Here is a 25889-nt window from a genome sequence, read left to right as displayed (position 1 = left end):
CTACGCCCCTGCCGCCCGCAGCGCCCGCGCGTGCTCCTGGAGGGACCGTACGCCGACATCGCCCCGCACGATGGCCTGGATGCCCGCGGCCGCGGCGGCGAGCCCGGCGACCGTGGTGATGCACGGGATGCCGCGCAGCACGGCGGCGGTGCGGATGTCGTAGCCGTCGAGCCGCGGACCCGACTGGCCCGGACTGCCGAACGGCGTGTTGACGATCAGGTCGACCTCGCCGTCGAGGATGTACTGGACACTTGTGGGCTCACCTCCGGGTCCGGGCCCCTCGCTCCGCTTTCGCACGATCTTGGCATGGACACCGTTGCGGCGCAGCACCTCAGCGGTCCCCTCGGTGGCCAGGATCTCGAAACCGAGGTCGGCAAGCGCCCGCACCGGGAAGATCATCGCACGCTTGTCCCGGTTGGCCACGGACACGAACGCCCGCCCCTTGGTGGGCAGCTCGCCGTAGGCGGCCGCCTGCGACTTGGCGTAGGCGACGCCGAAGGACTCGTCGATGCCCATGACCTCGCCCGTGGAGCGCATCTCGGGGCCGAGCACGATGTCGACGCCGCGGAACCGGTTGAACGGCAGCACCGCCTCCTTCACCGCGATCGACGCCTCCAGCGGCAGCGTGCCGCCGTCTCCGGTGGCGGGCAGCATGCCCTCCTCCCGCAGCGAGGCGATCGAGGCGCCGAGCATCACGCGGGCCGCCGCCTTCGCCAGCGGCACCGCCGTCGCCTTGGAGACGAACGGCACGGTACGGCTGGCGCGTGGGTTGGCCTCCAGGACGTACAGGACGCCGGCCGACATGGCGTACTGGACGTTCAGCAGCCCGCGGACCCCGACGCCGCGGGCGATGCCCTCGGTGGCGGCGCGGATGCGCTTGATGTCGTTGCTGCCGAGCGTGATCGGCGGCAGCGCGCACGCCGAGTCGCCGGAGTGGATGCCGGCCTCCTCGATGTGCTCCATGACGCCGCCCAGGTAGAGCTCCTCGCCGTCGAACAGCGCGTCCACGTCGATCTCGATGGCCTCGTCGAGGAACTTGTCGACCAGCACCGGATGGCCGCCCTCCTGGGCCGCCATGTAGGTGGTCAGGGTCGCGTCGTCGTAGACGATGGCCATGCCGGCGCCGCCGAGCACGTACGAGGGCCGGACGAGCACGGGGTAGCCGATCTCCTCGGCCACGGTCAGCGCCTCGGCGACGGTCGTCGCGGTGCCGTGCTTGGGCGCGGGCAGCTGCGCCTCGGCGAGCACCCGGCCGAACGCGCCGCGCTCCTCCGCCAGGTGGATCGACTCGGGCGAGGTGCCGACCACGGGCACGCCCGCGTCCTTGAGCGCCTGCGCCAGGCCGAGCGGCGTCTGCCCGCCGAGCTGCACGATCACGCCCGCGACCGGGCCGGTCTGCTGCTCGGCGTGTACGACCTCCAGCACGTCCTCCAGGGTGAGCGGCTCGAAGTAGAGCCGGTCGGAGGTGTCGTAGTCGGTCGAGACCGTCTCCGGGTTGCAGTTGACCATGACGGTCTCGAACCCGGCCCGCGACAGCTCGAAGGAGGCGTGCACACAGGCGTAGTCGAACTCGATGCCCTGGCCGATGCGGTTGGGGCCGGAGCCGAGGATGATGACCTTCTCCCGCTCGCCGTACGGGACCTCGCTCTCCTCGTCGTAGGCCGAGTAGAGGTAGGGGGTCTTGGCGGCGAACTCGGCGGCGCAGGTGTCGACCGTGTTGTAGACCGGCCGCAGGCCGAGCGCGTGGCGCAGGTCGCGGACGCGCGCCTCGTCGATGCCGCGGATCTCGCCGAGCTGGGCGTCGCTGAAGCCGTGGCGCTTGGCCCGCTCCAGCACCTCGGCGGTCAGCTCGGGCGCCTCGCCGACGGCCCGCGCCTCCTCGTCGAGCAGGAACAGCTGGTCGAGGAACCAGGGGTCGACGTTGGTGGCCTCGAAGAGCTCCTCGGCCGTGGCACCGGCGAGGATGGCCTGCTGCATGGTGCGCAGCCGGCCGTCGTGCGGGACGCGCGACTCGTCGAGCAGCTCGGCCTTGGGCCGCGGGGAGCCGGCCCAGGAGAAGGAGGAGTCCTTCTTCTCCAGCGACCGCAGCGCCTTCTGCAGCGCCTCGGGGAAGGAGCGGCCGATGGCCATGGCCTCGCCCACGGACTTCATGTGCGTGGTGAGGGTCTGGTCGGCGCCCTTGAACTTCTCGAAGGCGAACCGCGGCACCTTGACCACGATGTAGTCGAGCGTGGGCTCGAACGACGCCGGGGTCTCCTTGGTGATGTCGTTGGGGATCTCGTCGAGCGTGTAGCCGATGGCCAGCTTGGCGGCGATCTTCGCGATCGGGAAGCCGGTGGCCTTCGAGGCCAGGGCGCTGGATCGGGACACGCGCGGGTTCATCTCGATGACGATCATGCGGCCGGTCGCCGGGTTGACCGCGAACTGGATGTTGCAGCCGCCGGTGTCGACGCCGACCTCGCGGATGACCGCGATCGCGACGTCACGCATGTTCTGGTATTCGCGGTCGGTCAGCGTGAGCGCGGGGGCGACGGTGACGCTGTCGCCGGTGTGGACGCCCATCGGGTCGATGTTCTCGATGGAGCAGACGATGACCACGTTGTCGTGCTTGTCGCGCATGACCTCGAGCTCGTACTCCTTCCAGCCGAGGATCGACTCCTCCAGGAGCACCTCGGTGGTCGGCGAGGCGTCCAGCCCGGCGCCGGCGATGCGGCGCAGGTCGCTCTCGTCGTAGGCGAACCCGGACCCGACGCCGCCCATGGTGAAGGACGGCCGCACGACCAGGGGGAAGCCGAGCTGCGTGGCGGCGGCCAGGCACTCGTCCATCGTGTGGCAGACGACCGAGCTGGCCGACTCGGCGTTCAGGCCGTGCTCGCGGGCGACCTTGGCGACGATCCCCTTGAACAGCTCGCGGTTCTCGCCCGCCTGGATCGCGTCGAAGTCGGCGCCGATCAGCTCGACCTCGTAGCGCTCCAGCGCGCCCGACTCGTGCAGCGCGACCGCGGTGTTGAGCGCGGTCTGCCCGCCCAGCGTCGGCAGCAGCGCGTCGGGGCGCTCCTTGGCGATGATCTTCTCGACGTACTCGGGGGTGATCGGCTCGACGTAGGTGGCGTCGGCGAACTCGGGGTCGGTCATGATCGTCGCGGGGTTGCTGTTGACGAGGATCACACGGAACCCCTCGTCGCGCAGCACGCGGCAGGCCTGGGTGCCCGAGTAGTCGAACTCGCACGCCTGTCCGATCACGATCGGCCCCGAGCCGATCACCAGGACGGACCTGATGTCATCACGCTTGGGCACGGCTCATGACCTCACAGAACTCGTCGAAAAGGTAGGCGGCGTCGTGGGGCCCGGCGGCGGCCTCGGGGTGGTATTGAACGCTGAAGGCGCGCCCGTCGAGCAGGCGCAGCCCTTCCACGCAGCGGTCGTTGAGGTTGACGTGGCTGACCTCGGCCGGGCCGTAGGGGGTGTCGAACGGCTCGCCGATCGGCGCCTCGACGGCGAAGCCGTGGTTGTGCGCGGAGATCTCCACTTTTCCGGTCCGTACGTCCTGGACCGGCTGGTTGACCCCGCGGTGCCCGTATCGCAGCTTGTACGTGGACAGCCCCAGGGCGCGGCCGAAGATCTGGTTGCCGAAGCAGATGCCGAAGAACGGCACCCCGGCCTCCAGCACCCGCCGCAGCGGCGTGACGTCGACGGTGGCCGGGTCGCCCGGCCCGTTGGACAGGAACACCCCGTCCGGCTCGACCGCCATGATCTGCTCGAACGTGGCGCCGGCCGGCAGCACGTGCACCTCGCAGCCGCGCTCGGCCATCCGGTGCGGCGTCATGCCCTTGATGCCCAGGTCCACGGCCGCGACCGTGAACCGCTTCGGGCCGATGGCGGGCACGACGTAGGGCTCGGTCGTGGCCACTTCGGCGGACAGGTCGGCACCCTCCATGCGTGGCGCCTGACGTACGCGCTCGATGAGGTCCTCGACCGGCTCCGAGGGAGCGGTGAAGATGCCGGCGCGCATGGCGCCGCGCTCGCGCAGGTGGCGGGTGAGCGCGCGGGTGCCGGGCATCGCGATGCCGACGACGCCCTGCTCCTTGAGGTAGTCGTCGAGCGAGCGGTTGGCCCGCCAGTTGGAGACCACGCGGGACGGCTCGCGTACGACGTAGCCGGCCACCCAGACGCGGCCCGACTCGGGGTCGTCGTCGTTGACGCCGGTGTTGCCGATGTGCGGGGCCGTCATCGCGACGATCTGCCGGTGGTAGGACGGGTCGGTGAGGGTCTCCTGGTAGCCGGTCATCCCGGTGTTGAAGACCATCTCGCCGAACGTCTCGCCCTCGGCGCCATAGGGGGTTCCGTGGAAGACACGACCGTCTTCCAGAACGAGTAGCGCTGAAGTCACACCAGCTTCCCTTCAAGTACTGTCGGCTTGCCGCGCAGGAACGTCGCCACGACCCGGCCGGGCAGCGTCATCCCCTCGTACGGCGTGTTGCGGCTCTTCGACGCGAAGGCGGACGGATCCACCTCGGTGCGGACGGACGGGTCGTACAACGTGAGGTTGGCCGGCACCCCCACCTCGATCGGCTGCCCGTGCCCCGACAGGCGGCCGATACGCGCGGGGACGATCGACATGCGATCGGCGACGCCCGCCCAGTCGAGCAGCCCGGTGTCCACCATGGCCTCCTGCACCACGCTGAGCGCGGTCTCCAGGCCGACCATGCCCATGGCCGCGGCCGACCACTCGGTCTCCTTGTCCTCGACCGGGTGGGGGGCGTGGTCGGTGGCGACGATGTCGATCGTGCCGTCGGCCAGCGCCGCGCGCAGCGCCTCGACGTCGGCGCGGGTGCGCAGCGGCGGGTTGACCTTGTAGATGGGGTTGTAGGCGCCGACCGGCGAGTCCTCGACGAGGTCGTCGGTGAGCAGCAGGTGGTGCGGGGTGACCTCGGCGGTGATGTTCCAGCCCTTGGACTTGGCCCAGCGCAGGATCTCCACCGAGCCGGCCGTGGAGACGTGGCAGACGTGCAGCCGGGAGCCGACGTGCGCGGCCAGCAGGCAGTCGCGGGCGATGATCGCCTCCTCGGCGACCGCCGGCCAGCCGGTCAGGCCGAGCCGGCCGGAGACGACGCCCTCGTTCATCTGCGCGCCGCCGGTCAGCCTGGGCTCCTGGGCGTGCTGGGCGATCACGCCGTCGAACGCCTTGACGTACTCCAGGGCGCGGCGCATGAGCACGGCGTCGTCGACGCACCTGCCGTCGTCGGAGAAGACGCGGACCCGGGCGGCGGAGTCGGCCATCGCGCCGAGCTCGGCCAGTTGCCGGCCCTCCAGGCCGACGGTGACCGCGCCGACCGGCTGGACGTCGCAGTGGGCGAACTCGCGGCCGAGCCGCCAGACCTGCTCGACCACTCCGGCGGTGTCGGCGACGGGCGAGGTGTTGGCCATGGCGTGCACGGCGGTGTAGCCGCCGCGGGCGGCCGACTGGGTGCCGGTCTGCACGGTCTCGGCGTCTTCGCGGCCGGGCTCGCGCAGGTGGGTGTGCAGGTCGACGAGGCCGGGCAGCACGATCGCGCCGCCGCCGTCGATCCCGGGCTCACCGTCGATCCGCGGCGCGATCTCGGCGATCACCCCGTCCTCGATGCGGAGGTCGACGGGCTCCCCGCCGAGGATCCTGACGTTGCGGACGATCATGCGGTCTCTCCCCCGAGGAGCAGGTACAGGACGGCCATGCGGATGGTCACACCGTTGGCGACCTGCTCGACGATGGTCGAGCGCGGTGAGTCGGCCACTTCGGCGGCGATCTCCATGCCCCGGTTCATCGGGCCGGGGTGCATCACGATGGCCTCGTCGGGCATCTTGGCGAAGCGGTCGCGGTCGAGGCCGTAGCGGCGGGAGTATTCGCGCTCGCTCGGGAAGTAGGCGGCGTTCATCCGCTCCTTCTGCACCCGCAGCATCATCACCACGTCGGACTTGGGCAGCACCGCGTCGAGGTCGTAGGAGACCGCGCACGGCCAGGTGTCGACCGCGACCGGCAGCAGCGTGGGCGGTGCCACCAGCGTGACGTCGGCGCCGAGCGTGGCCAGGAGCAGCACGTTGGAGCGGGCGACCCTGCTGTGCAGCACGTCGCCGACGATCGTGACCTTCCGGCCGTCGAGGCCGCCCAGGCGGCGGCGCATGGAGAAGGCGTCGAGCAGCGCCTGCGTGGGGTGCTCGTGGGTGCCGTCGCCGGCGTTGACGACGCTGCCGTGCACCCAGTTGGCCAGGCGGTGCGGCGCGCCGGAGGCGCCGTGGCGGATGACGACCGCGTCGGCGCCCATCGCCTCCAGGGTCAGCGCGGTGTCCTTCAGCGACTCGCCCTTGGAGACGCTGGAGCCCTTGGCGGAGAAGTTGATCACGTCGGCCGACAGCCGCTTGGCCGCCGCCTCGAACGAGATGCGGGTCCGGGTGGAGTCCTCGAAGAACAGGTTGACCACCGTACGGCCGCGCAGCGTCGGCAGCTTCTTGATGGAACGTTCCGAGACCCTCGCCAGCTCCTCGGCCGTGTCGAGGATGAGCAGGGCGTCGTCCTTGCTGAGGTCGCCCGCGGAGATGAGGTGGCGGTTCACTTGGCGTCCTCCTTCATGAGGAGCACCGCGTCACGCCCGTCGGTCTCCTGCAGATAGACCTTCACCTTCTCGCTCTTGGCGGTCGGCAGGTTCTTGCCGACGTAGTCGGCGCGGATGGGCAGCTCGCGGTGGCCGCGGTCGACCAGCGTGGCCAGCTGGACGGCGGTCGGGCGGCCGAGGTCGTTGAGCGCGTCGAGCGCGGCCCGGACGGTACGGCCGGAGTAGAGGACGTCGTCGACCAGGACGACGATCCTGCCGTCGATGCCGTCGGGCGGCAGCTCGGTGTGGCCGAGCGGCCTGGCGGGCTTGAGCCGGAGGTCGTCGCGGTACATCGTGATGTCGATCGAGCCGACGGGGATCTTGACGCCTTCGAAGCGTTCGATGCGGTCACCCAGCCGGCGGGCCAGGGTGGCGCCGCGGGTCGGGATGCCGAGGAGGACGACGCCGTCGGCGCCCTTGGTTCGTTCGAGGATCTCGTGCGCGATACGGGTCAGCGCCCGGTGGATGTCCGGGCCCTCCAGGACTGCCCTGGAATGGGGCGTCTGGTCGGTCGGGAAGTCGGACACGGCAGAGCTCACCACCTTTCCCGCCTCACGGGACGGGTCTTAAAAGGGTGTTGGTCGGGACACACAGTACCAGGGGCTACCAGCCAGAACTTGGGCGGGCCACTGCCCGTGGCGGGCCGCGATTCGGTAATTTCCCGGCCTTTCCCGTGTTGGCACCCCCCGCTCGGGGCACGTCATCGGCATCGCGGGCGGTGCCGGCGCGTTGACGTCCGCCTGCTTCGAGGGGATACAGAGACAATGACCTTCCATGTCGACTCCGAGGTGGGCAAGCTCTACCAGGTGCTGCTGCACAAGCCCGACCTGGCGCTCAAGCGGCTCACCCCGACCAACAAGGACGCGTTCCTCTTCGACGACGTGCTGTGGGTGCAGCGCGCGATGGAGGAGCACGAAGAATTCCAGCAGGTGCTGCGGGAGCGTGGCGTCAAGGTCCACATGCTCGCGGACCTGCTCCAGGAGACGATCGAGATCCCCGAGGCGCGCAAGCACATCCTCGACGGGATCCTGGACGAGCGCTTCATGGGCCCGCTGGCCGTCGACGACATCCGCAACACGCTCGACGCCATGGACTCCAAGACCCTGCAGCTCTACCTGACCGGCGGCATCACCAAGCGCGAGATGGTCGAGGCCGGCTGCGACCCGAAGTCGATGTCGTACCACGCGGCCGGCGACGACGACTTCATCCTGCCGCCCCTGCCGAACCACCTGTTCACCCGCGACACCTCCTGCTGGGTGTACGACGGCGTCTCGATCAACGCGATGAAGAAGAAGGCGCGGATGCGCGAGACGGTGAACATGGAGGCCATCTACGAGTTCCACCCGACCTTCGCCGACGGGTTCGGCCGGCCGCAGAAGGACGGCTACCACGTGTGGCTGCCCGGCCAGTCCGTCGCCCCGGCCACGCTGGAGGGCGGCGACGTGCTGGTACTCGGGCGCGGCGTGGTGCTGATCGGGATGAGCGAGCGCACCCAGCCGCAGGCCATCGAGATGCTCGCGCAGCGGCTGTTCCAGGCCAGCTCCGCGCGGAAGATCATCGCCCTGAACATGCCGAAGGCCCGCGCGTTCATGCACCTGGACACCGTGATGACGATGGTGGACGTAGGCGTGTTCACCAAGTACGCGGGGCTCGGCATGCTGGCCTCGTACACGATCGAGCCGGGCGACACCGACAAGGAGCTCAAGGTCACCGACCATCAGCCGCAGGACATGCACCGCGCCATCGCGCGGGCCCTGGAGCTGGACGACATCAAGGTGCTGACCCCCACGCAGGACGTCTACGCCGCCGAGCGGGAGCAGTGGGACGACGGCTGCAACGCCCTCGCCGTCGAGCCGGGCGTGGTCGTCGCCTACGAGCGCAACACCACGACCAACAACTTCCTGCGCGACAACGGCATCGAGGTCATCACGATCCGGGGCAGCGAGCTCGGCCGGGGCCGCGGCGGCCCGCGCTGCATGAGCTGCCCGCTAGAGCGAGACGGCATCTGACCGATGAGGGTCATCGTCGCTCTGGGAGGCAACGCGGTACTGCGGCGGAGTCAGAAGGCCGACTGCGAGCCGCAGGTCGCCAACGTGGCCAACGCGGTCAAGACGCTGGCCAAGCTCGCGGAGAAGCACGAGCTGATCATCACCCACGGAAACGGGCCGCAGGTGGGCCTGCTGGCCTTGGAGAGCGCCAACGACCCCCGCCTGACCAAGCCCTACCCGTTCGACACGCTCGGCGCCGAGACCCAGGGCATGATCGGCTACTGGATGCTGCAGGCCCTGCAGAACGCGCTGCCCGGCCGTCAGGTGCTGGCCATGGTGACCCAGACGCTCGTGTCGGCGGTCGATCCGGCCTTCGAGAAACCGACCAAGTTCGTCGGCCCCGTCTACGAGCAGGACGAGGCCGCCAAGCTGGTCAAGGAGTACGGCTGGACGGTCGCGGCCGACGGCCGCTACTGGCGGCGCGTGGTCCCCTCCCCCGCCCCGCGGCGCGTGGTGGAGACCCGGCTGATCAGCAAGATGGTCCGCGAGGGGGTCGTGGTGATCTGCGCGGGCGGCGGCGGCATCCCGGTCATCCGCGACGAGCACGGCCGCCTGTCCGGCGTCGAGGCGGTCATCGACAAGGACTCCACGGCGTCGATGCTGGCCGAGGCGCTCGAATGCGACGCGTTCCTCATCCTGACCGACGTGCCGCGCGTCATGAAGGACTTCGGCACCGCGCGGCAGAGCGAGCTCGCGCACACCACCCCGCACGAACTACGCGCCCTCGACTTCCCAGCCGGCTCCATGGGGCCGAAAGTGGAAGCGGTCTGCCGTTTCGTGGAGACCACCGGCGACATGGCGGCGATCGGCGAACTCGGCCAGGCGGAGCAGATCCTGGAGGGCTCCGCGGGCACGATCGTCACACCGAACGCCCGCTGGCCGCTGACCAGCACGCTGTAGGGCTCAAGGAGGTTTCGACGTGGCACTCGCCCAACGGCTCTTCCGTACCAAGCCCACCGAACAGATCGTGGCCGAAGGCGGCCACGGCGAGGGCGGTGAGCTGCGCCGCACGATGTCGCTGTGGCAGCTCACGCTGTTCAGCGTCGGCGCCACGCTCGGCACCGGCATCTTCGTCATCCTCGGCCAGGCCGTGCCGAAGGCGGGCCCCGCCGTCGTGCTGGCCTTCGTGCTGGCGGCGATCACGGCGCTGTTCTCCGCGCTGTCCTACGCGGAGCTGGCCGGCTCGATCCCGGTGTCCGGCTCGTCCTACTCCTATGCGTACGCGACGCTGGGCGAGCTCGTCGCCTGGATCTGCGGCTGGTGCCTCATGCTCGAGTACGCGGTGTCGGTCGCGGCGGTGTCCGTCGGCTGGGGCGAATACCTCAACTCGTTCCTGGAGGGCCTGTTCGGCTGGTCGCTGCCCGCTGCGATCACCCACTCCCCCGGCCAGGACGGCGGCGTGGTCAACGTCACCGCGATCCTCATCGTGCTGCTGGCCACCTGGCTGCTGCTGCGCGGGGCCTCGGAGAGCGCCACGGCCAACGCCGTGTTCGTGCTCATCAAGATCGCCGTGCTGGTCTTCTTCTGCGTGGTGGCGTTCACCGCGTTCAGGGCCGGGCACTTCTCGCCGTTCGCGCCCATGGGGGTCGCGGGCGTCACGGCCGCCGCCTCGCAGGTGTTCTTCTCCTACATCGGCTTCGACGCGGCCTCCACTGCCGGCGAGGAGGCCAAGAACCCCAAGCGCGACCTGCCGCTGGCCATCATCCTGTCCCTGGCCATCGTCACGATCGTGTACGTCCTGGTGGCCGTGGCCGCGATCGGCGCCATGCCGTGGACCGACTTCGACCCGGAGCGCACCGAAGCCAGCCTCTCCTACATCGTGAACCTCGCCACCGGTGCCACCTGGCCGGGCCTGATCGTCTCCTTCGGCGCGGTCGTGGCGATCGCCAGCGTCGTCCTGACCGTCATCTACGGTCAGACCCGCATCCTGTTCGCGATGTCCCGCGACGGGCTCATCCCGCACATCTTTCAGAAGGTGAACCCGCGCCACCAGGTCCCGGTCGCCAACACCCTCATCGTGGCCGCGTTCATCTCGGTGCTGGCCGGGCTGGTGCCGCTGGGCCAGCTCGCCGAGGCGACGAGCATCGGGACGCTGTTCGCGTTCGCCATCGTCAACATCGGCGTGCTCGTGCTCCGCTACCGCAGCCCCGACCTGCCGCGCAGCTTCCGCACGCCGCTCTTCCCCGCCACGCCGGTGCTCGGCACGATCTTCTGCGTCATCGTGATGGCCGGTCTCGCCGGCGTCACCTGGCTCGCGTTCGGCCTCTGGATGCTGGCGGGCCTGATCTGTTACTTCCTGTATGGCTACAGCCACTCGCGGTTGAACACCGAGGTGCCCAGATGAAGTTCGAAAGCGTACTGGTCGGATTCATCCCCGAGCCGAGAGGGCGTGACGGGCTGGCGCTGGCCTCACTCCTCGCCAGACAGACCAAGGCGCGCCTGATGGTGGCGACCGTGCAGCCGCCCGTGTGGACCACGCCGGGGCCCGCCCGTGCCGACGTGAGCGAGTGGCGCAGGTACCTGAAAGAGCAGGCGGACGCCACGCTCGAGCAGGCCAGGTCGCTCACCGGCGACGAGGCCGACTACGTCGTCCACACCCACAAGGGCAGCGGGCGCGGGCTGGTGGAGCTGGCCCGCCGGCGCGCGGCCGACGTCGTCGTGATCGGCTCCGCGCCGGGTGGCGGCAAGGGCCGCATCGCGGTCGGCAGCACCGCCGACCAGTTGCTGCACTCCTCGTCGGTGCCGGTCCTGCTGGCCCCGCGCGGCTACGCGGACGGGCCGGCCGCGGCCTTCGAGCGGATCACCGTCGCCTACCGCCGGAGTCCCTGCTCGGACGCCGCGGTCAAGGACGCCGCCAAGACGGCGGTCGGCCTCGACGTGCCACTGCGGCTGATCACGATGGTGATCCGCGGTGCACGTCGCCACAAGATCGAGGAGGACATGCTCACCCGGCTCCGCGACCAGGTGGCGGCCGACCTCTCGGAGGCGGCCAGCGGGCATCGGCCACACATCCGGGCGGAGTTCGAGATCCTGGAGGGCCGCGACGTGGCAGAGGCCATGGGGCAGACGTCATGGCTGCCGGGCGAACTGCTCATCTGCGCCTCCAGCAACGCGGGGCCGCTGCGGCGGGTCTTCCTGGGAGACACGTCGCTCAAGATCGTACGCGCGGCCACGTCTCCGGTGATGATCCTAACCCGCCAAGCCTGACTCCGGCGCCACTTATGGGGCTGTCCGACGTCCATCGTCGCGCGCCCGCCCCGCCCTGGTGCCCTCCCCCGGCCGCTCCCCGCCGACCCTCTCACCGCTCCCCACCTCGGCCTCTACGCGATCACTGACACGGATTTCGAGGTGATTTCACCATGCATGTCACTGGGGCAAACGGTGCGAAGTACAGTTACCAGTGGGACAAGAGGGGCTATTAAGTCGTTCCATCCCGGATCGGATTCGGCATCTTTTTTCCAATCAGCTTGACCTTAGGCGTCCACCCCTTTACCGTCACTGTGCGTAACCACACTGCGCGGCGTTATGGGGTAAACCCAGAGCCATGGCTACCGATGGTGCCGAGCCAGGCACCACACCCCCCGGTGGCACGGGCATTCGCCGCAAGGGAGCACAATCTACTGAGAGCGCTACATACGAGAGCCGGGGGGCCACACGATGCCGTCTGAGTACGCAAAGTCGCTGGGTGCACGACTCCGCGCCATCCGCACCCAGCAGGGGCTGTCCCTGCATGGAGTCGAAGAGAAGTCGCGTGGCAGGTGGAAAGCCGTGGTCGTAGGCTCGTACGAGCGTGGCGACCGGGCTGTAACGGTTCAGAAGCTTGCCGAGCTTGCCGACTTCTACGGGGTGCCCGTCTCCGAGCTGCTGCCCGGCGGTGCCGCGCCCAGCCCGCTCGGCCCGACACCCAAGCTTGTGATCGACCTGGAACGCCTTGCGACGCTGCCGAAGGAGAAGGCCGGGGCACTCGCCCGCTACGCGGCCACCATCCAGAGCCAGCGTGGTGACTACAACGGGAAGGTCCTGTCGATCCGCCAGGAAGACCTGCGCTCCCTGGCCGTGATCTACGACAAGTCGCCCAGCGAGCTGACCGAGGAGCTCATCAGCTGGGGCGTCCTCGACGCGGAGGCCCGCCGAGCCGTCGAGTCCTTCTGACCACTCCTGTTTTCGGGGCGCGCCATGTGATCGGCGCGCCCCGCTTTCATGTCCGCTTGCGCACGGCGGCCTGTGCGACCCCTCGGGGGCAGCATGAGCGACCCCTCGTTATGGCGGCCTGCGCTGCCCCCCGGGGGGCAGCATGAGCGAGCCCCCGCTATGGCGGCGCCGGACTCCTCTGGCGGAGACGACACCGCGAATGGCGGAGACGACACTGCGCACGTCCGGTCGTACATCTCCGCCTCACCCGCCGCGCGCGTGGCCTCCGCCGCGCAGGCCGGCCACACATAGCCGTCGGCACCTCGCACAGCAGCCACGCGCACCGGCGGAACACCTCGCATCCCCGCGTCAGGCCATGCCGGGCGGATCCACCGCATGCCGGGCGGATCCACCAGCAGGCTCACTCGCGGCCTCTCCCCCTCGCTGATGCCCCAACCGCGCACATCCACCCTCGGCAAGGCCGGCCGCGCATGTTCACCGCGCAGACGCGGTCACATAGGTCCACCCGCGGTGTTCACCCAGATGGGGCGAGGGAAGCGATCTCCCTAGCGGTATCGAACGCCAGTTCGTATAATGGACCAATGCATCTCGACACGAAGGGCCTACCAGGATTGTGGCGACCGCCCATCGTCGAACATGCCGAGCCGATATTCCCGACCACCGGCACCGGTGAGGCGCGATACCTGCTGGCGTGGGGCGATGCGGAAGGAGAACGGTGGGGGTTCCTGCTCTGGCCGCCGCAGACGGTGAACACCGATGACGGCAGCGAGCACATGGGCGAGGCCCACTGGGTGCGCTGGCAAGACATCCGCCCAGTAGCCGGCGAGGACTACAGCACCGTACCGCTGTGCGATCCGATGTGAACGACGCCCTGTCGCGCCATCGCGAACCTGTCGGGACATCGCGTGTCGGTCACGTTGGGATTCGCACGCGCGCGAGTCTGGACACGTAGGTCGGGGATCGGGACGCGCAGGACGAGCAGCTCAGCGCGGCGACGAAGGCGAGTCACACGGGCTCGCCTTCGTCGCCGTGTGGCCGTATCCAGCGTCCCCCGCGCCAAAGGGGCACGCACGTACGTCGATCGCATGCGGATTGAGGGGCCCAGCCCCGGTGCCTGGCTTTGGCGGGTCACCCACGTTCAGAATCGGCCCCACCCGTGTCGGCGCGTTCGCTTGAGGCGTCATGCTTGGCGTCTTTGCCGGCTTGGCGTGGGCATGCATGTTCGGAGCATTGGGCCTCGCGAGCATCGGTGTGATCGTGCGCGCTTGGAATGTCCCGCTTGCCTCCTACCGGTCTGCCGTCGGCGTGTTCGCGAACGGTCGGAACGACTCGCTCCGCGTTTGCCGGTTTGGCGTGGTCGTACTTGGTCGGGGTGTTCGGGGGTCCCTCGCCTGCGTCGGCGTGTTCGCTCGTGTTGGAGACGTCCGGCTGCCCACTCGCCGCCGGTGCCGGCGGCGCGAGCGGTGTGGTCAGCCGGCCAGGGGGACCTCGACCGGGAGCTGGGCTTGAGCGGGGACGCCCAGGATGTCCTGCACCACGGCGACGAAGGTGTCCGCCTCGGCCAGGAGCTCGTCCGCGTCGGCCGCGCTGACGCCGCGGACCATGCCGGCCTCGGCGGCGGCGCGCTTGGCGGCGCTCACCGAGAAGTAGGCGGCCCACTCCGCGAGCCTGGGCTCCGCCTCTGGGAGCAGCTCCCAGGCGCTGCGCAGGCGGCGCCTGCGGCCTTCCATGGGGCGGGGACGGGCGGCCAGGATCGCCGCCGCCGCTCGCAGAGCTGCCAGATGTGCTGCCACATATCGGGATGCCGGGGTGCGAGCGGTCGCCGCCTCCGCCAGGCAGGAACGTGAATCCGTCAGGTGTGCCCGCACCGCGGGCGACAGCCGGGGCCCCTGCGTATCGCCGAGCCGTTGTGCCATCTTGCGCGCCTCCTTGGAGTCATGGCGGCTCCCGGCGTCTCCGCCGGTGGAGTCAACGTTCGCAGACACCACCGACAATTCCGCCGGGCTGGCCGGACGAGGAGCTTCCCCTCACCCCGTCCGGCCAGGACGCGCCCACTCGTCTCCGCCGACGACGAGGACACGCCCTTCGCCCTGGAGCCTGATCGCGGGTCTCGCTTGGGGGAAGCGAACGGCCCGCGACCAGGTCCTACGACGTGAGCCGCGAGCCTCACGTCACTAGGTCGAACATAATTTCGATCACGCTCGGTGTCAACCTGTTCTACGAACACAGATTCGATCAACATGGAGGGTGAAAAAGCACATGCCCTTCGACGTGCGGATCCACCCTGGGAGAGGCCTCCTGCTTGGGGGACCACCTTGAGGAGACCGCCTGGGGAGGGAACCGCCTGGGGAGCGCCCCGGGCGGGGACCGCGTTGGGGGGAACGCCCCCGGTGGGGACCGCGTGGGGGGACCGCCTGGGGGAGCGCCCCGGGGGAACCGCCTTGGGGGGCCGCCTAAGGGGGACGCCCCGGAGGGGAGACCGCCCGGGAGGGGAGACCAACCCGGAGGGGGGACTGCTCCGGAGAGGACCATCCGGGAGAAGACCGCCCCGGAGGGAAGCCGCCCTGAGAGGGCCCACGCCCCGAGGGGCCGCGTCAAGCAGGGGTCGCGCCGCAGGTCGGGGGTTGGCTTCGTGAAGCATGCAGGCGAGCAGTGGTAGAGCGAGCGGTCGGGGGCGCCAGGTCCCGCGAGGGACGTGGCGGGGTCGCGCGCTTGCGGCACGGGCCGTGGCCAGATTGCCGCTGCCCACGAGCGATCGGCATGGAGGGCCGTGGTGACCGCTGACACTGCGACGGCCGACCTGAGCGCCCATGGAACGTGGCCGCTCAGCGCAGGGCTGAGGGCTGTGGGGCAGACAAACTCAGGGCGCGTAGCTGAGGGGGCTGCAAGGGCTGAGGGGTCGAGGGCCGTGGAGCAGATGAACTCAGGGCACGCGACCGAGGGGGCCGCAGGGGCGGACGGCATGGGGCCGGAGAGGAGGCGAACTCGGAGCACAGGGCCGAGGGGCCGCAAGGGACGAGGGCGTGAGGCTCTGGAGCCATGAGCCGACGGAGCCATAGCGCGAGGGCCCCAGAAGGGTGTGGCCGTGGCGTGAGAGGCCGTGGAGTGTGGTGTGAGGCGCAGGGAGCCGCGTCGACGGCGGTGTGCCCCGGCCTGGCCAGACCGTAAGACAATGCGGTCCAGTCAGAACGTACGACAAAAGAGAGAACCCGCCGTCGGCGCGGTAATAACCGGCAAATCGTGAAAAAACGTGAAAACCGTGCTGAATGGTGTCTCAGACCACCGAAATGGCCCCGGACGGGCACAGTGTCACGGCGCGGCGGACGGCGTCCTCCAGCTCGGCCGGTGGGGTGGAGTCAAGGACCACCACCGTCCCCTCGTCCTCGCTCTGGTCGAATATCGCCGGCACCGTCAGCGCGCACATGCCCGCACCGATGCACACCGTCGTGTCTGCCTTGATCTCCATCATTGACCTACCAGGTGACAGGGAGGCGGTGCACTCCATAGATGCTCATGTCCGAGCGCATCGGCACCTCCTCCGGTGATACAGCCAAGCGTAGGCCGGGGAAGCGCCGCAGGAGCGCGGGGTAGCCGATGCGCATCTCGGCCCGGGCCAGTTGCTGGCCGAGGCACTGGTGGATGCCGTGGCCGAACGTCAGGTGGCCGGTGGCCGGCCTGGTGAGGTCGAGGTGTTCGCCGCCCGGGAAGCGGGACGGGTCGCGGTTGATCACCGGCAGGTGGAGCGTGACAGATTCGCCGGCCTTGATGAGCTGGCCCTCGATCTCGACGTCGGTCAGTGCGCTCCTGACCGGTCCGAGGTGGATGATCGTGAGGTAGCGGAGCAGTTCCTCGACGCCGTTCTCGACCGCGGACGGGTCGTCGCGCATGACGGCGAGCTGGGCGGGGTTGGTGAGCAGCGCGTACGTGCCGAGGCCGAGCATGTTGGCGGTGGTCTCGTGTCCGGCCACCAGCAACAGGAACGCGACGCCGGTGAGCTCCTCGTCGTTCAGCTCGCCGCTCTCGACGAGGCCGCTGAGCAGGTCGTCCGTCGGCTTTGCGCGCTTGCGCTGGATCAGCCCGTAGAGGTACGCGGAGATCCGGGTCATCGCGCCGATGGCGTCCTCGGCCTTGACCTCCAGGTTGACGAGCACCTTGGTGTCTTCCTGGAACTGCGCCCGATCCTCGTACGGCACGCCGAGCAGCTCGCAGATCACCAGCGACGGGATGGGCAGCGCGAACTCCTGCACCAGGTCCACCGGCTTGCCCGCGGACTCCATGGCGTCGAGGCAGGCCTCGGTGATCTCGGCGATCCTCGGCTCCAGCCCCTTCATCCGGCGCACGGTGAACTGGCCGGTGAGGAGCTTGCGGTAGCGGGTGTGCTCGGGCGCGTCCATCCGCAGGAAGAACCCGGGCGGAACGCGGAAGCCCCCCTCCTGGGCGAGCTGCATCCGGGCCGGGATCGGCGGGTGCATGCGCTCGGGGCGGTTGCTGAAGCGCGCGTCGGCGAGCACCGCGCGCGCGGCGGAGTGGCCGGTCACGAGCCAGCCGAGGTGCCCGTCGGCGTAGGTCATGCGGTGCATCGCCGCTTTTGGCCGTAGCTCGGCGATTTCGTCGGGCGGGTCGAAGGGGCGTTGCCGGGCGGTGGTGAGGGTCAGATCAGACATGCTGCGGTTCCCTTTCTCGTCGTCAACGTCTTCAGAAAACCTCATCCGTTGCAAAATTTCAATGGGTGCAACAAACGGAAATTGGCGGTAAAGTTCGCGACATGGTGGGACTGCGGGAGCGTAAGAAACAGCGCACGCGCCGGGCGCTGATCGAGGCCGCGCTCCGGCTGTTCGACGAGCAGGGCTTCGAGGAGACCACGCTGGCCGAGATCGCGGCCGAGGCCGAGGTGTCGACGCGGACGTTCTTCAGCTACTTCGCCAGCAAGGAGGACGTGCTGTTCTACGACGGCGAGTCGCGCATGGCCATGGCCATGGAGCTGATCTCGTCCAGGATGCCCGGCGAGCACCTGGCGGACCTGCTGCTGCGGCTCGTACGGGCGAGCCTGCACCTGGCCACCGTTGACGACAGCATCTCCGTCGAGGAGGTGCCCCTGCGGATGCGGCTTCTGATGAACGTCCCCTCGTTGCAGGCGCGGGCGCTGCACCTGCTGTTCAACAGCCAGCTCCGGCTGGCGCGGGCGCTGGAGGACGCCTTCCCCGACGAGCTCGACCACGTGGACGCGGCGGCGGTCATAGGCGCGCTGATCGGCGCCACCAAGCTCGCGGTCATCTCCAGCATCAACCATGGCGGGTCGCTGGAACAGGCGACGGAGGCGGCCGAGCGCGCCGCCCGGCTCACCCTGCGTGGCCTGTCATCGATCGGGTCAGCTTCTCGGCCGTAAACGACCGAGCTTGCAGCTCCTCGCCGTCGATGGCTTCGACGGTCCGGTCCGCGTCAGGCAGCGTGACTCACTGCCCAGCCCGCCACACCACGCGCGGCGATGTTGCGGGCTGCGTTGACGTCGGCGTGCTCAGCGAAGCCGCACGAGGTACAGCGGAAGGTTTCCTGGTCGGGCCGGTTGGCCCGTTCGGTGTGCCCGCAGGCCGAGCATTGCTGGCTGGTATGGGCCGGATCGACGTGGACAACGGCGATCCCGGCCCGTCGGGCCTTGTAGGCGATGAAGCTGCCGAGTTGGTGGAAGCTCCATGAGTGCAGGGTGACCCGCTGGGGCTTGCGGAGCCGTACCCGGTCGCGGATGCCCTGGAGGTCTTCCAGAGCGATTCCTTGGCCGGTGCGTTCTGCCTCGGTCACGATCTGCTTGGCGATGGTGTGGTTGGTGTCGGCCGCGAACCGCGCTTCCTTGCGACGGCGGCGTTTGAGCAGTCGTTTGGCGCTCTTGGTCCGTTTGGCCTGCAACCGGCGGCGCAGTTCGCGGTTGCGGTGGCGGACCGCGTTCAGGGCCTTGCCGCTGTGCCGGGTGCCGTCGCCGCTGGTGGTCGCGGTGGTGGCGATGTTGGCGATGCCCAGATCGACGCCGAGGAAGCCTTGCGGTGCGGTCAGCGGCACGTCGGGGATCTCGCAGGTCGCATACAGGTACCAGCCGCCGTCTCGGTGGACCAGATCCGATTCGCCCTTGCGGCAGGCGGCCAAGGTGGTGAGCTGCTCGGTCGAGCCGGTGAACGCGACATTCTTCAACCGGCCGCGGGTGGTCCAGAGCGACACCGTTCGCGCCTGCATCTGCCAGGACAGGCACCGATCGTCGTAGGGCTGGGCCGCGTCCGGCCGGAAGGTGATCGGCCTGCTCCCGGCCTTGGTCCTGCGCTGGGTTCCCGGCGCGCCTAGATTTCCGGCTCTGAGGTTGGCGTGGAGGGTGCGGTAGGCATCGGCGACTTTTTTGATCACATGCTGGGCGGCCTGCGCGGCCAGCCCGCACTCGGCCTTGATCCGGTCGTAGGTGTGTTGGCGCAGGTCGTAGTTGCGAAAGCACCGCTGGTCGAAGGCAACCGCGGAGACCAGGTCGGCGGCCGTGTTGACGGCGTGCAGGGTCGCTTCCAGCGCCGCCGCCTGCTCAGGTGTCGGCAGGAGTTTCACCTGCACCACCAGTTTCACAATCGAACACACTATCATTCGGTCCATGTCACCGCGATGGGAACCGAATCCCGATGTCAGGCGGGGACGTAGTGTCACATATAGCCTTCATGCGCATTTGGTCTTCATGCCGAAGGACCGGCGCGGCGTGTTCACCGACGAGATCCTCGCCCGCTGCGCGGACATCATGATCGAGGTCTGCGACAGCTTCGGCGCCGAACTGGTGGAGTTCAACGGAGATTCCGATCATGTGCACCTGCTGGTTCGCTACCCACCAAAAGTCGCCCTGTCGGTCTTGGTCAACTCACTCAAAGGCGTCTCGGCCCGGCTCCTGCGCAAGGAGTACCCGGCCCACATCGGCAGGTATCTGTGGGGCGGGCGCTTCTGGTCTCCGTCTTACCTCGCCGCGTCCTGCGGCGGCGCACCACTCACGATCATCAAGGAGTACATCGAGAACCAGAAACGGCCAGGCTGAGCAGCCCACCTGGACCAACCGTCACGGCACCACTCGGGCCTGGAGGCCCTCCCGCGCTGCCGTTTCCTCCCGGGCGTAAACAAACACCCAGGGTTCTACGCCAGATCACGCTGAACCGGGGCCGAGCGCTCGCGGGCGGGTCAACCGGCTGAACCAGGGCCGAGCGCGCGCAGGCGGATCAGCGTGCTGGCGTAGTCACCCGCAGGCAGCAGCTCCGGCAGCAGGCCCGGCGACATGAGCAGGGCCCCGTGGTGCAGCGCCCCAGTGTCCTCGTCGCGGTAGCGGCCGAGCGGGTCGAGCCCGGCCAGGCGGAGCGGCACGAGCGGCGTGCCGTGGGCGACGGGCCCGCGCCAGGCGAGTACGACCACCTGGTCGCCGTGGGTGTACTGCACGCCGTACTCGAGCCTGTCCTGTCGCCCGAGCTGGACGACGGGCCTGATCTCCTTGTAACGGCTGACCAGCGCGGCGGCCTCGGCCAGTTCGGCGGGGGTCCACTTCAGCAGGTCGCCGCCGAGGCCGAGCGCGCCGGCCATCGCGACGTGGAAGCGGAAGCTCAGCGGGGTGACCCGGCGGGTGAGGGGGTTCGGGCTGTCGGTGACCCAGGCGGCCATCACGCGGGCCGGGTAGATCTGGCTGAAGCCGTGCTGGATGGCGATGCGGTCGTGGGCGTCGGTGTTGTCGGAGGTCCACACCTGGTCCGTACGGGCGAGGATGCCCAGGTCGGTACGGCCGCCGCCACCCGCGCACGCCTCGATGCGCAGGTGCGGATGGTCGGCGCGGAGCCGGTCCATGATCGAGTAGACGGCTCTGACGTGGTCGATCCAGAGCCGGTCCTGGTCGGCGGCGCCCGGCCGGCCCGCCTCGGTGAAGGCCCGGTTGAAGTCCCACTTCAGGAAGTCGACGCCGTGCTCGCCGACCAGCCGGTGAAGCCACTTGTGCGCCCAGTCCGCGACGTCGGGCCGGGCGAAGTTGAGGACGAGCTGGTTACGCAGCAGCGTGCGCGGGCGGCCGGGCATGTGCAGCACCCAGTCGGGGTGCGCGCGGTAGAGGTCGCTGTCGGGGTTGACCATCTCGGGTTCGACCCACAGGCCGAACCGCATGCCCAGGCCGTGCACCTCGTCGATGAGCGGAGCCAGGCCGTTGGGGAAGCGGTCCGGGTTCGGCCACCAGTCGCCGAGTCCGGCGCTGTCGCCGGTGCGCCCGCCGAACCAGGCGTCGTCCATGACGAACAGCTCCACACCGGCGCGGGCGGCGAGCGCGGCGAGCTCCTTCTGGTTCGACTCGGCCACGTCGAACCCGACGGCCTCCCAGGCGTTGTAGACCACCGGGCGCAGCTCGTCCGGCTCGGGCAGCACGTTCTGGGTGACGTGGTCGTGCCAGCGGCGGCTGGCCCCGCCGAACCCGTCGGGGGCGTACACGCCGGCGAACGCCGGCGTGACCCACTCCTCCCCCGGCTCCAGCCGCCAGGTGAGGCCCTCGTGGCCGAACCCGCCCGTCCACCCCGCGCTCCCCGAGGGCGTGCGGGTGACCGTGACGCGCCAGCTGCCGCTCCAGGCGAGCGCGCAGCTCCACACCTCGCCGTGCCGCTCGCCGGCGTCGCCGCCGTCCACGGCGAGCCAGGGGTTGGCGTGGTGGCTGGTCACCCCGCGCCGGCTGGTCAGCGTCGTCTCGCCCACGGTGAGGCCGGTACGGCGCAGCTGATGCTCGGCGCTCCACCCGCCGGTGACGTGGCTGAGCCGGTAACCGGACAGCGACGGAACGCTCCACGCGGCGGAGTCGCACCGCAGGATCGTCACGGGCACCTCGGACCGCAGCCCGACCCACCGCTCCAGGACGTCGCCGCGCACCCGGTAGTGCAGGTCCACCTCGAACGGCTGGACGGCGTCCCGGAAGCGGACCGTCAGGTGCCCCCCGTCGATCGTGTGACCGAGATGGCGCCAGTCGACGCCCCGGGCACCGTCGGGGAAGGCGATCTGCAACGACGGAGTGCCGAAGCGGGCGCCCGCCTCGGTGCCGAGCTCCTCGGCCGGTCCCGCGCCGTCGAAACTGCTCGCGAGGGGCGCCGCCGGCCGGGGCAGCGACGCGGCCTGCCCCTCGGTCAGAACGGGCCCCCAGTGCAGGTGGACGGGCGTATCCTCGGCGTCGAGGCCGAAGACGTAGCTGGTGGTGGAGGTACGCAGCAGGTACGTACGACTGGCGGCGTCGAAGGTCACCGAAGGCATGTCCGGAGCCTAGATCGACGTGCCCTTCGAATCAATTCTTAACGAAGTTAATTAGTGTTACGATGCCCATCATGCCTGCACCGCTCACCACTCCCGCGGCGGCCACCGTGTTCACCATGGTGCTGACGCAGGGGCCGGTCTCCCGGGTGGAGATCGCCAGGCGGACGGGGTTGTCGTCCGCCGCAGTCACCAAGGCGGCCCGCCCGTTCATCGAGGCGGGCTATCTGGAAGAGCTGGAGGCCACCGACCGGCCGGGGCCCGGCGCGGGCCGCCCGGCCAGCCCGCTGGCCATCAAGCCGGACCGGGAGTTCTTCGCCGGCGTGAAGATCACCGACGACGAGCTCATCGGCGTCGTCACCGACCTGCGCGCCCAGGTGCTCGTCGGCGCGCATCGCCCGCTGACGACGTCCTCGCCCGAGGGCGTGGTGGCGACGCTGGCCGATCTCGTGGCCGAGCTGCTCGCCGCCGACCCGGCCTACCGGCAGCGCTGTCACGCGCTGGGGCTGGCCGTGTCGGGCGATGTGGACAAGGCGCACGGCATGGTGCGCTACTCCCCCTTCCTCAACTGGCGGCAGGTGCCGCTGGCCAAGCTGGCCGCCGCGGCGACGGGCCTGCGGGTCACGGTCGAGAACGACGTCAAGTCCCTCACCGTGGCCGAGCAGTGGTTCGGCGAGGGCATCGGCGCGTCGTCGTTCGCGCTGGTCACGGTGGGGGTGGGGATCGGCTGCGGACTGGTGGTGAACGACCGGATCGTCGCCGGTTCGCACGGCGTCGCCGGGGAGATCGGGCACATCCCGGTCGGCGGCGAGGCGCCCGAGTGCCACTGCGGAGGACGCGGCTGCGTCGAGGCGATCGCCGGGACCGCGCCCATCGTGACCGCGGTCCGCGAGGCCCTCGGTGACGCGGAGCTGACCATCGACGCGGCCATCGACGCCGCGCACGCGGGCGACGTGGCGGCGCGCGAGGTGTTCGCCAGAGCCGGGCACGCGATCGGGCTGGCCATGGCCGCCATGGCGAACCTGATCGGGCCCGAGCGCATCATCGTGACCGGCGACGTGCAGGGGCTGGCGGCCTACGACCTGTTCGAGGAGCAGATCAGCCGGTCGTTCGCGAGCCAGGCGTTCGGGGCGGCGGCCGACTGCCGGATCTTCCTGCGCCCCCGGCCGTTCGAGCAGTGGGCGCGCGGCGCGGCCTCGGTCGCCATCCAGACCTTCTTCACCCTCCAGGAGCGCTGATGACCACGGCGACCGGGATCTGGCAGCCGCACGACCGATCTCCGGCGGAGACCCGCGAGGTGCGCATCGTCGCGGGCGAGGCGGAGCTGACGGCGACGGCCGCGGCCGAGCTCGCCTGGACCGTCACCGAGGACGCCGAGGGCGTCCACGAGGTGCGGATCACGCCGGACCGGCCCGCCGCCGTCCGCGTGGCCTGGCGGGTGCCGTGCGTGGCCGCGACGGCGTTCTGGGCGCCCGACGGCGGCGAGCACCGAGGGCTGCCGCCGTTCTGGCGCAAGCCACGGGTGGCCGCCCTGGAGAAGAACGCTCCCGTGGGGTGCCTGGTGGGCGCCGGGGACGTGTCGCTGTGCACGTACGCCGTCGGCGAGGTGATCAGGCCGGTCCACATCCGCACCGGGGTGGTGGAGGAGACCGGGGACTTCGGCTTCTGGGCCGAGCACGACGCCGAGCCCGGCACCGGCTTGGTGCTGCGGCTCGACCTCACCGGACGGCCGTTCGCCCGCACGCTCGCGGACGTGGCCGAGTGGTGGCGCGGCGACGTCCGCGAGCGTGCGGACGTGGCCACGACGTGGCGCGGCCCGGCGGGACAGGTGCCCGAGGTGGCGCGGATGCCCGCCTACTCGACCTGGTACGCCATGCAGCAGCACGTCGACGCCGTCAGCGTGGAACGGCAGGCCGGTCCGGCGGCCGAGCTGGGCTGCGAGGCGATCATCGTGGACGACGGCTGGCACAGCGACGACCGCGGGCGCGGCTACGGGCACGTCGGCGAGTGGGAGCCATCCGCCACCTCTTTTCCCGATATTTCGGGACACGTGGCGGCGGTCAAGCAGGCGGGGCTCGCCTACCTGCTCTGGTACGCGCTGCCGTTCGTCGGCCGCCACACCGCGCTCTGGGACCGCGTACAGCCGTACTCGCTGGCCTACAAGGAGCACATGAACGCGGTCATCGTCGACCCGCGTTACCCGTACATCCGCGAGCTCCTCGCCGGCCACCTGACCCGGGCGGTCCGGGAGTGGGGCATGGACGGCCTGAAGATCGACTTCATCGACCAGTTCGCCGTGGAGGACCCGCCCGAGCCGGGGCCCGAGGCCGACTGCGCGACGGTCAACGAGGGCGTGCGGCGGCTGCTGGCCCTGTTACCCACGGACTGCCTGGTGGAGCTCCGCCAGCCGTACGTGAGCCCGGGGCTGTGGCCGTACGCGACGATGATCCGCGCCTCGGACTGCCCGCTCAGCCCCGCGCACAACCGCCAGCGCACCGTGGACCTGCGCCTGATCGCCGGGCCGCTGGCCGTGCACGCCGACATGCTGATGTGGCACCCGGAGGAGACCCCGGAGCGGGTGGCGACGCAGCTGGTCAACGTGCTGTTCGCGGTGCCGCAGATCTCGGTGGACCTCACCACGCAGACGCCCGAACAACTGGAGGTGCTGCGGTTCTGGCTGGGCTTCGTCAAGGAGCACGCCGAGGTGCTGCAGCGCGGCGCGTTCGAACCGGCCCGGCCCGACCTGGTCTACCCGCAGGTCACGGCCCGCTCGGCGGACACGGTGATCACGGCCCGCTACGCGCCACTGCCGGTGGCGGTCCCGGAGGCGGGCACGTTGTGGGTGGCCAACGCGGACGACTCGGCCGACGTGCTGCTCCAGATCGGCCACTCCGGTACGGCCCGCGCCAGGGTCCAAACCTGCCGGGGCCGTACGGTGAACGACCTGACGCTGGAGCTGTCGCCCGGCACGCACCCGATCACGGTGCCCACGGGCGGGCTGCTCCGGCTGGACCTGGGCTCAGAAGCCGTCGCGTAGCCGGTCGAGGAACTGCGCCTCGTACAGCGACGGCGGGAGGAGACCCGGCTGCCCGGTGCCCTCGATGTACCCGGCGGGCTGCTGGAAGGGGCCGTCGCCGGTGACCGTGCCCAGGCAGCCGATCGCGTAGTTCTGGGCCGTCGGCGGCTTCTGGACGATGAGCCTGCTGGTCGACACGTCGCACCGCCAGGCCACCGAGTGCGCCGCCGACCAGCCGTGCGAGGTGCCGTAGCGGCCCCGGTTGTACAGGCCGAGCGTGTAGTCGTAGTGCGGGTCGATGTCGCGGTGACCGTCGTACAGCAGGCCCTGGGACCAGCGGCGGTGGCCTTCACTGGAGTTCAGCGCGTACTCGGCCGTCCCCCGCAGGAACACCACGCCCGACACCGTGCTGTGCCCGTTGGAGACGAAGGCGTGCCGCGACTTGTAGGCGTAGCAGTCGCGGAAGAGCACCTGCTGCGAGTACACGTAGGTGTTGAAGTTGTAGCGCCTGCTGCCGGTGACGATGCTGACCGGGTCGATGGCGCGGCAGTTCTCGACGATGGCACGAGTCGTCTCCTGGGTGGCCACCCCGGCCTGGGTGAAGTGCAGCATCGTGCTGCTGCGCACCCAGAAGTCCTCGGTGCGCAGCAGCGCGATCGGCGTGGTCCTCGTCCCGCTCGGAGTCGCCGTGATACTCGATGTCCGCGCAGCCACTCGACTCCCATCTGGGTAACGAGCCCGGCCCGGTCCCACTTTTGACGTGCTCCTCGCTCTGAAGAG

21 protein-coding genes are annotated in these 25889 nt (G+C 70.0%); 10 read left to right on the top strand and 11 right to left on the bottom strand.

Features of this window, described 5'->3' with window-relative positions; all coding sequences use genetic code 11:
* Genes carB through pyrR form a run of 5 tightly spaced genes read right to left on the bottom strand, consistent with a single transcriptional unit; the run spans window position 1 to window position 7153 of the window.
* Window positions 1–3297 carry a carbamoyl-phosphate synthase large subunit gene (gene carB, locus KME78_RS30795; protein WP_219532882.1) on the bottom strand — a complete coding sequence of 1099 codons (3297 nt, stop codon included), beginning with the start codon at window positions 3295–3297 and terminating at the stop codon, window positions 1–3.
* Entirely contained in the window at window positions 3284–4390 is a 1107-nt protein-coding gene (gene carA, locus KME78_RS30790; RefSeq protein ID WP_219532881.1) for a glutamine-hydrolyzing carbamoyl-phosphate synthase small subunit, read from the bottom strand. Before carA ends, carB begins: the two co-directional genes overlap by 14 nt.
* Window positions 4387–5673: a dihydroorotase gene (locus KME78_RS30785; protein ID WP_219532880.1), complete on the bottom strand. Its 1287-nt coding sequence runs from the start codon at window positions 5671–5673 to the stop codon at window positions 4387–4389. Before KME78_RS30785 ends, carA begins: the two co-directional genes overlap by 4 nt.
* Complete coding sequence (locus KME78_RS30780) at window positions 5670–6587, bottom strand: aspartate carbamoyltransferase catalytic subunit (RefSeq protein WP_219532879.1); 918 nt, start codon at window positions 6585–6587, stop codon at window positions 5670–5672. Before KME78_RS30780 ends, KME78_RS30785 begins: the two co-directional genes overlap by 4 nt.
* Window positions 6584–7153 carry a bifunctional pyr operon transcriptional regulator/uracil phosphoribosyltransferase PyrR gene (gene pyrR, locus KME78_RS30775; protein WP_219532878.1) on the bottom strand — a complete coding sequence of 190 codons (570 nt, stop codon included), beginning with the start codon at window positions 7151–7153 and terminating at the stop codon, window positions 6584–6586. The genes KME78_RS30780 and pyrR overlap by 4 nt, the downstream gene beginning before the upstream one ends.
* Before the next feature lie 237 nt (window positions 7154–7390).
* On the opposite strand from pyrR, the gene KME78_RS30770 reads away from it, so the two are divergent.
* From KME78_RS30770 to KME78_RS30745, 6 genes are all read left to right on the top strand, one after another.
* Window positions 7391–8635: an arginine deiminase gene (locus tag KME78_RS30770; protein ID WP_219532877.1), complete on the top strand. Its 1245-nt coding sequence runs from the start codon at window positions 7391–7393 to the stop codon at window positions 8633–8635.
* Between the two features lie 3 nt (window positions 8636–8638).
* A complete protein-coding gene (arcC, locus tag KME78_RS30765; protein ID WP_219532876.1) occupies window positions 8639–9574 on the top strand; it encodes a carbamate kinase in 936 nt (311 codons plus the stop codon).
* 19 nt (window positions 9575–9593) lie between these two features.
* Entirely contained in the window at window positions 9594–11018 is a 1425-nt protein-coding gene (locus KME78_RS30760) for an amino acid permease (protein WP_219532875.1), read from the top strand.
* Window positions 11015–11881 (top strand): universal stress protein, encoded by an 867-nt coding sequence (locus KME78_RS30755; RefSeq protein ID WP_219532874.1) that lies wholly within the window; start codon window positions 11015–11017, stop codon window positions 11879–11881. Before KME78_RS30760 ends, KME78_RS30755 begins: the two co-directional genes overlap by 4 nt.
* Window positions 11882–12331: 450 nt before the next feature.
* Complete coding sequence (gene bldD / locus KME78_RS30750) at window positions 12332–12826, top strand: transcriptional regulator BldD (RefSeq protein WP_026214021.1); 495 nt, start codon at window positions 12332–12334, stop codon at window positions 12824–12826.
* Window positions 12827–13407: 581 nt separating this feature from the next.
* Window positions 13408–13689, top strand: a complete 282-nt coding sequence (locus tag KME78_RS30745; protein WP_219532873.1) for a hypothetical protein — start codon at window positions 13408–13410, stop codon at window positions 13687–13689.
* Window positions 13690–14295: 606 nt separating this feature from the next.
* On the opposite strand, the gene KME78_RS30740 is transcribed toward KME78_RS30745, so the two are convergent.
* The 3 genes from KME78_RS30740 to KME78_RS30730 all read right to left on the bottom strand — a co-directional run bounded on the left by KME78_RS30740 (window position 14296) and on the right by KME78_RS30730 (window position 17490).
* Window positions 14296–14742 carry an SAV_6107 family HEPN domain-containing protein gene (locus KME78_RS30740; protein ID WP_219532872.1) on the bottom strand — a complete coding sequence of 149 codons (447 nt, stop codon included), beginning with the start codon at window positions 14740–14742 and terminating at the stop codon, window positions 14296–14298.
* A gap of 1358 nt (window positions 14743–16100) precedes the next feature.
* Entirely contained in the window at window positions 16101–16295 is a 195-nt protein-coding gene (locus tag KME78_RS30735; RefSeq protein WP_372454968.1) for a ferredoxin, read from the bottom strand.
* Between the two features lie 4 nt (window positions 16296–16299).
* Window positions 16300–17490: a cytochrome P450 gene (locus tag KME78_RS30730; RefSeq protein ID WP_219532871.1), complete on the bottom strand. Its 1191-nt coding sequence runs from the start codon at window positions 17488–17490 to the stop codon at window positions 16300–16302.
* A gap of 101 nt (window positions 17491–17591) precedes the next feature.
* Between KME78_RS30730 and KME78_RS30725 the strand changes: the two genes are divergently transcribed.
* Window positions 17592–18212 carry a TetR/AcrR family transcriptional regulator gene (locus KME78_RS30725; RefSeq protein ID WP_246652115.1) on the top strand — a complete coding sequence of 207 codons (621 nt, stop codon included), beginning with the start codon at window positions 17592–17594 and terminating at the stop codon, window positions 18210–18212.
* Window positions 18213–18265: 53 nt separating this feature from the next.
* Here the strand turns inward: KME78_RS30725 and KME78_RS30720 are convergent, their stop codons facing one another.
* Window positions 18266–19420, bottom strand: a complete 1155-nt coding sequence (locus KME78_RS30720) for an RNA-guided endonuclease InsQ/TnpB family protein (protein WP_308127196.1) — start codon at window positions 19418–19420, stop codon at window positions 18266–18268.
* Window positions 19421–19445: 25 nt separating this feature from the next.
* Here KME78_RS30720 and tnpA point away from each other — a divergent pair, with 25 nt between their 5' ends.
* Window positions 19446–19874 (top strand): IS200/IS605 family transposase, encoded by a 429-nt coding sequence (tnpA, locus tag KME78_RS30715; RefSeq protein ID WP_219532870.1) that lies wholly within the window; start codon window positions 19446–19448, stop codon window positions 19872–19874.
* Between the two features lie 140 nt (window positions 19875–20014).
* Here tnpA and KME78_RS30710 read toward each other — a convergent pair whose 3' ends face one another.
* Window positions 20015–22096, bottom strand: coding sequence for an alpha-galactosidase (locus KME78_RS30710; protein ID WP_219532869.1), 2082 nt, complete (start codon window positions 22094–22096; stop codon window positions 20015–20017).
* Window positions 22097–22167: 71 nt separating this feature from the next.
* On the opposite strand from KME78_RS30710, the gene KME78_RS30705 reads away from it, so the two are divergent.
* Both KME78_RS30705 and KME78_RS30700 read left to right on the top strand, forming a co-directional pair.
* A complete protein-coding gene (locus KME78_RS30705; protein ID WP_219532868.1) occupies window positions 22168–23331 on the top strand; it encodes an ROK family transcriptional regulator in 1164 nt (387 codons plus the stop codon).
* Window positions 23331–25130 carry a glycoside hydrolase family 36 protein gene (locus KME78_RS30700; protein ID WP_219532867.1) on the top strand — a complete coding sequence of 600 codons (1800 nt, stop codon included), beginning with the start codon at window positions 23331–23333 and terminating at the stop codon, window positions 25128–25130. Before KME78_RS30705 ends, KME78_RS30700 begins: the two co-directional genes overlap by 1 nt.
* Here the strand turns inward: KME78_RS30700 and KME78_RS30695 are convergent.
* Complete coding sequence (locus KME78_RS30695; RefSeq protein ID WP_219532866.1) at window positions 25113–25823, bottom strand: hypothetical protein; 711 nt, start codon at window positions 25821–25823, stop codon at window positions 25113–25115. The two genes, KME78_RS30700 and KME78_RS30695, sit on opposite strands and share 18 nt — an antisense overlap.
* Window positions 25824–25889: the final 66 nt, after the last annotated feature.

The organism is Nonomuraea guangzhouensis, from assembly GCF_019396345.1.
GTDB classification, from domain to species: Bacteria; Actinomycetota; Actinomycetes; order Streptosporangiales; family Streptosporangiaceae; genus Nonomuraea; species Nonomuraea guangzhouensis.
Note: the sequence above shows the minus strand (reverse complement) of the source record. Positions and strands in the feature narration are given on the sequence as shown.